This window comes from Mitsuaria sp. CC2 (assembly GCF_048957715.1).
Classification (GTDB): Bacteria; Pseudomonadota; Gammaproteobacteria; order Burkholderiales; family Burkholderiaceae_C; genus Roseateles.
Map to the genome: position 1 here is coordinate 1 of NZ_JARVXN010000012.1, position 3,965 is coordinate 3,965.

Consider the following 3,965-nt stretch of genomic DNA (forward strand, 5'->3'; position numbering starts at 1 on the left):
GAGCGATGGAGGTGCCAAGGTGAACAGCGACATTGCATCGGGCTACACGCCCGAACAGGACGACGTGCTGAAGACGCTGGGTTTGGCGGTGGTGGCTGGACAAGGCGTGGAGCGCCTGATGAGCACATGCCTGACTTTCGTTCTCCGGGACGGGCCGCTCGTGTCGGAAGAACAGTTGGAAGGAATTCTGCGACGCCACAGCAAGGCGACGCTCGGCCAGCTACTGCGAATCTTGCGGGAGCGGGTGGACCTGCATCCCAGTTTCGACGAGCGCTTCGAGCGCTTTCTGGAGGGCCGGAACATCATTGCTCACCGCTTGTTCGACGTGCCGGGAGGCTTGGATCTTCATTCCGATGATGGGAGGAAGAATCTGAAGGGCTTTTTGTTGCGCTTCATGGACGATGGCCACAGCCTTTCGATGATTTTCCTTGGCTTGATCCGCAGCTGGTCTCAACAGGTCGGCATCGACCTTCCCACCGTAGACGCCCACGCCACGCAGGCCATGCTGCACCACGTCGATGAAAACGTGATCCCCCATCTGAGCACCCTCTTGAAGGAGAAGACCCCTGTCGCGGGCAGCGACTAGTCTGCGTATCGCAAGGGCTACCCGCCTTCGCTACGTAGCGCGACGGCAATGTCTGCATGCAGCTGATTACCGAAATCTGAGAGCAGCCGCGTGGCGAACTGCGCGCTTAGAGACAAGCGCGACTTGGATGCGAGCTGGACAAAGTGGCGAACAGACCTGGCCAGATCGTCGGACGCATCGAGCACCTCCGAAAATGGACGATCCAGAAGGATCGTCAACATCAGAACTGAGCTCAACGACTTCATCGCCTCAGCTTGCCGCTTCAACGTGGCGACTTTGCAGTGCGCCAACATCGAAGGAAGCGCAAGGATCAGCTTGTCCAGATCCCGCAGCTCCCTCGTAACCCGAACGGCTGCCTGCTCAGACATGCGCAGTTCCGCGTCGGTGGCGCTCCCCGCTTCCTCAGACTTCATCATCGTTCAAATTCTTGCCCGGGCGCTAGAGGAACGCATGCCAGAGGGATGCCTGCGACTAGGCCAGCACTTCGGCCCCGTCGTGGCAGACAGACCTCCTCCGCCTCGGCAGCGTTTCGGCGAATCAAGTGGACACCGCGCCGGAAGAGATCGTGAAGCCGATGCGTGTCTTGCCACCCACGGACGCTGCGGTCGCCGTGCCTCCATGCATGCGTGCAATCGCCGCGACGATGGAGAGCCCAAGACCATGGTTCTTGTTGGCACCGGTGCGGGAAGGATCCACGCGGTAGAAGCGGTCGAATAGCCTTGGCAGGTGCTCCGCAGGGATCTCTGGCCCCTCGTTGATCACGCCGATATAGATTTCCCTGCCACGAGGCTCAATCTCAACAACCACGTCGGTCCCGCGCGTCGCATAACGGCGAGCGTTCCCCACCAGATTGGCGATCGCGCGCTGCAACAGGCCGGTGTCAACGCTGGCTCTGGCATGCCCTCGCACAACGCCGCGAATACCCGCTTCCTGAAGGGAGCCTTCGTGATAGTCCAGCACCTCGGCACAGAGTTCCGCCAAGTCCGTGACCTCATCGCGACTCGCCTGCGCGCCGCGCTGCGCATTCGCGAGAAACAACATGTCAGCCACGATCCTTGCAATGCGACGAAGCTCCTCGAGGTTTGACTGGAGCGTCTCCTTGAGCTCGTCGGGCGAGCGGGGGCGCCGCAGCGCGAAGTCGCAGCTATTGATGAGGATCGAGAGGGGGTTGTTCAACTCGTGTGCGACATCAGCGTTGAACGACTCCATCTGCCTGTAGGCAACGGCGAGGCGGTCAAGCAGATCGTTCGTTTGAGCGATGAGCGGCTGCAGTTCTTCGACCTGGTCGCGGCCGTCGAGCCGCAGCTCCAAACGATCGGCGCTCACTGCCGCGGTCTGTCTGACAAGCGCACGAAGGGGCGCGAGTTCGCGCCTGACGCCAAAAGCCGCCGCCGCCGAGAGCACCAAGGAGCCGCCGACAGCGGCGAAGCCGAGCGTCCATGCGAGCCGCAGGAGCAGTTCTTTGTCCTTGCTCTGGTCGAAGGCAAGCGACGCCGTCCCCGCGCCCCCCAGATCGGGAGGCAGCGGCACCGGGAATCGCTCTACCTTGACGTCGGCGCTCGCCGCGCGTTGCGGCGGAAGAAAGATGTGGCCTGAGTTGTCCGCCACGCTCAGCGTGAGCTCATCGTGCCCAGCAAGGAAGTCGTTCAGCAGGTGCCGGACACTGTCCAGGTCGTGCGCGCCACGCCCTTCCTTGAGCAGATGCTCAACGGCCTCGCGCTTCATGTTCAGCGTCTGGCTCTGGCGCTGATCGAGCGTAAGGAAGATCACCACGTAGACAGCCACGCACACGACGCCGAGTCCCGCCATGGACTGCAGAGCAAGTCGACGAAGGAGCCGTGCCCGAAGGCTTCCCGCATGCATGGCGACGCTCATGCGGGTCGCTCTTCGATGACGTACCCCATCCCACGCACGGTGTGGATCAGGGCCCGATCGAACGGCTGATCAATCTTCACGCGCAGTCGGCGTATAGCCACTTCGACCACATTGGTGTCACTGTCGAAGTTCATGTCCCAGACTTGCTCCGCGATCTCTGTCCTGGAGAGCACCTCGCCTTTTCGACGCATCAACAGCGCGAGGAGACCAAACTCCTTGGTGGTGAGGTCAATCCGCTGACCGGCGCGGCTGACCTTGCGACGGATGGGATCCACCTCCAGATCGGCCACACGGTACACGGACTCCTCGGTTACCTGTCGACCGCCTGTGCGCCGGCGCAGGAGAACCTGAACCCGGGCCACGAGTTCGGAGAACGCGTAGGGCTTGGTGAGGTAGTCGTCAGCGCCGCTTTGCAGGCCCTTGACGCGATCTTCGACGCGCGAGCGTGCCGTGACCATCAGGATGGGAACATCGCTGCTCTGACGGATCGCGCTCAGCATGGCGAGCCCATCAATGCCCGGCAACTGCCCGTCAAGGATGAGCAAGTCGTAGTTGTTGACCGAGGCCATGTGCAGTCCGTCGACGCCGTTGTGGGCGACCTCCACGGCGTAGCCTTCTTCGGTGAGCCCCTTGCGAAGGTACTCAGCCGCCTTTTCCTCGTCCTCGACGATCAAAAGTTTCATGAGCGGATCTCGTTGTTGTTCGTCGATCTCATGCGTCCGACGCCTTCTGGTCGCCGTAGGCGAGCAAGCGAAGCGCGTTGATGACCACGATGAGGGTGGAACCCTCGTGGAACAAGACCGCGGTGCCGATATTCAAGCCGAAGAGCGTGGCCGGAATCAAGACCGCCACGACGCCCAGGGAGACCCAAAGGTTCTGCCGGATGACGCCGCTCGCCCTGCGGGAGAGTCCGACCACGAACGGAAGCTTCGAGAGATCGTCCGCCATCAAGGCCACGTCAGCCGTTTCCAACGCCACGTCCGATCCGGCCGCGCCCATGGCAATTCCGACCGTTGCACTGGCCATGGCCGGAGCATCGTTGACGCCGTCCCCGACCATCGCCACCTTTCCCTCATTGGCGCTGAGCTGCTTGATGAAGCCGACCTTGTCGTCCGGCATCAACTCCCCCTTAGCCTCGCTCAGGCCGACGGACTTCGCCACCGCGTCGGCAACCCGCTGGTTGTCCCCCGAGATCATGATCAAGTCCTTGACCCCAAGCTTCTGAAGCTTGCTCATCACGTCCGCGGCGGCCGGGCGCGGCGTGTCCATGACGCCAATGACACCCAAGAAGCGCGCTCCGCGCTTGACGATCATGGTCGTGCGGCCCTTCTCGATCAGGTGCTGATCGATGCCCGCGACTTCAGGCGGCAGGCCGCCAACATCTTCCACGAAGAGCTTGGCCTTGCCTATCCAGACGTCGTCGGAGCCGATCCGTCCCATGACTCCCTTGCCGGTGACGCTGTGAACATCTTCCGCGCTCAGGGGCTGGTCCGTCCCCTGCATC

At 62.2% G+C, this 3,965-nt stretch carries 5 protein-coding genes; 1 reads left to right on the top strand and 4 read right to left on the bottom strand.

Translation table 11 applies throughout. The annotated features are described in order from the left end of the window. Positions 1 to 586, top strand: a 586-nt coding sequence (locus PV762_RS07685; protein ID WP_421034448.1) for a hypothetical protein, incomplete at its 5' end; no start/stop codon positions are given. Positions 587 to 603: 17 nt separating this feature from the next. Here the strand turns inward: PV762_RS07685 and PV762_RS07690 are convergent. The 4 genes from PV762_RS07690 to PV762_RS07705 form a co-directional block, all read right to left on the bottom strand. Then, positions 604 to 1,002: a hypothetical protein gene (locus PV762_RS07690; protein ID WP_421034449.1), complete on the bottom strand. Its 399-nt coding sequence runs from the start codon at positions 1,000 to 1,002 to the stop codon at positions 604 to 606. A gap of 121 nt (positions 1,003 to 1,123) precedes the next feature. Next, positions 1,124 to 2,461 (bottom strand): heavy metal sensor histidine kinase, encoded by a 1,338-nt coding sequence (locus PV762_RS07695; RefSeq protein WP_421034450.1) that lies wholly within the window; start codon positions 2,459 to 2,461, stop codon positions 1,124 to 1,126. After that, positions 2,458 to 3,144: a heavy metal response regulator transcription factor gene (locus tag PV762_RS07700; RefSeq protein WP_421034451.1), complete on the bottom strand. Its 687-nt coding sequence runs from the start codon at positions 3,142 to 3,144 to the stop codon at positions 2,458 to 2,460. Before PV762_RS07700 ends, PV762_RS07695 begins: the two co-directional genes overlap by 4 nt. Before the next feature lie 28 nt (positions 3,145 to 3,172). Then, positions 3,173 to 3,965, bottom strand: a 793-nt coding sequence (locus PV762_RS07705) for an HAD-IC family P-type ATPase (protein WP_421034452.1), incomplete at its 5' end; no start/stop codon positions are given.

Excerpts from the sequence above, each read along its gene's own strand:
- PV762_RS07690 (WP_421034449.1), bottom strand. The coding sequence starts at position 1,002 with ATGATGAAGTCTGAGGAAGCGGGGAGCGCCACCGACGCGGAACTGCGC.
- PV762_RS07695 (WP_421034450.1), bottom strand. The coding sequence starts at position 2,461 with ATGAGCGTCGCCATGCATGCGGGAAGCCTTCGGGCACGGCTCCTTCGT.
- PV762_RS07700 (WP_421034451.1), bottom strand. The coding sequence starts at position 3,144 with ATGAAACTTTTGATCGTCGAGGACGAGGAAAAGGCGGCTGAGTACCTT.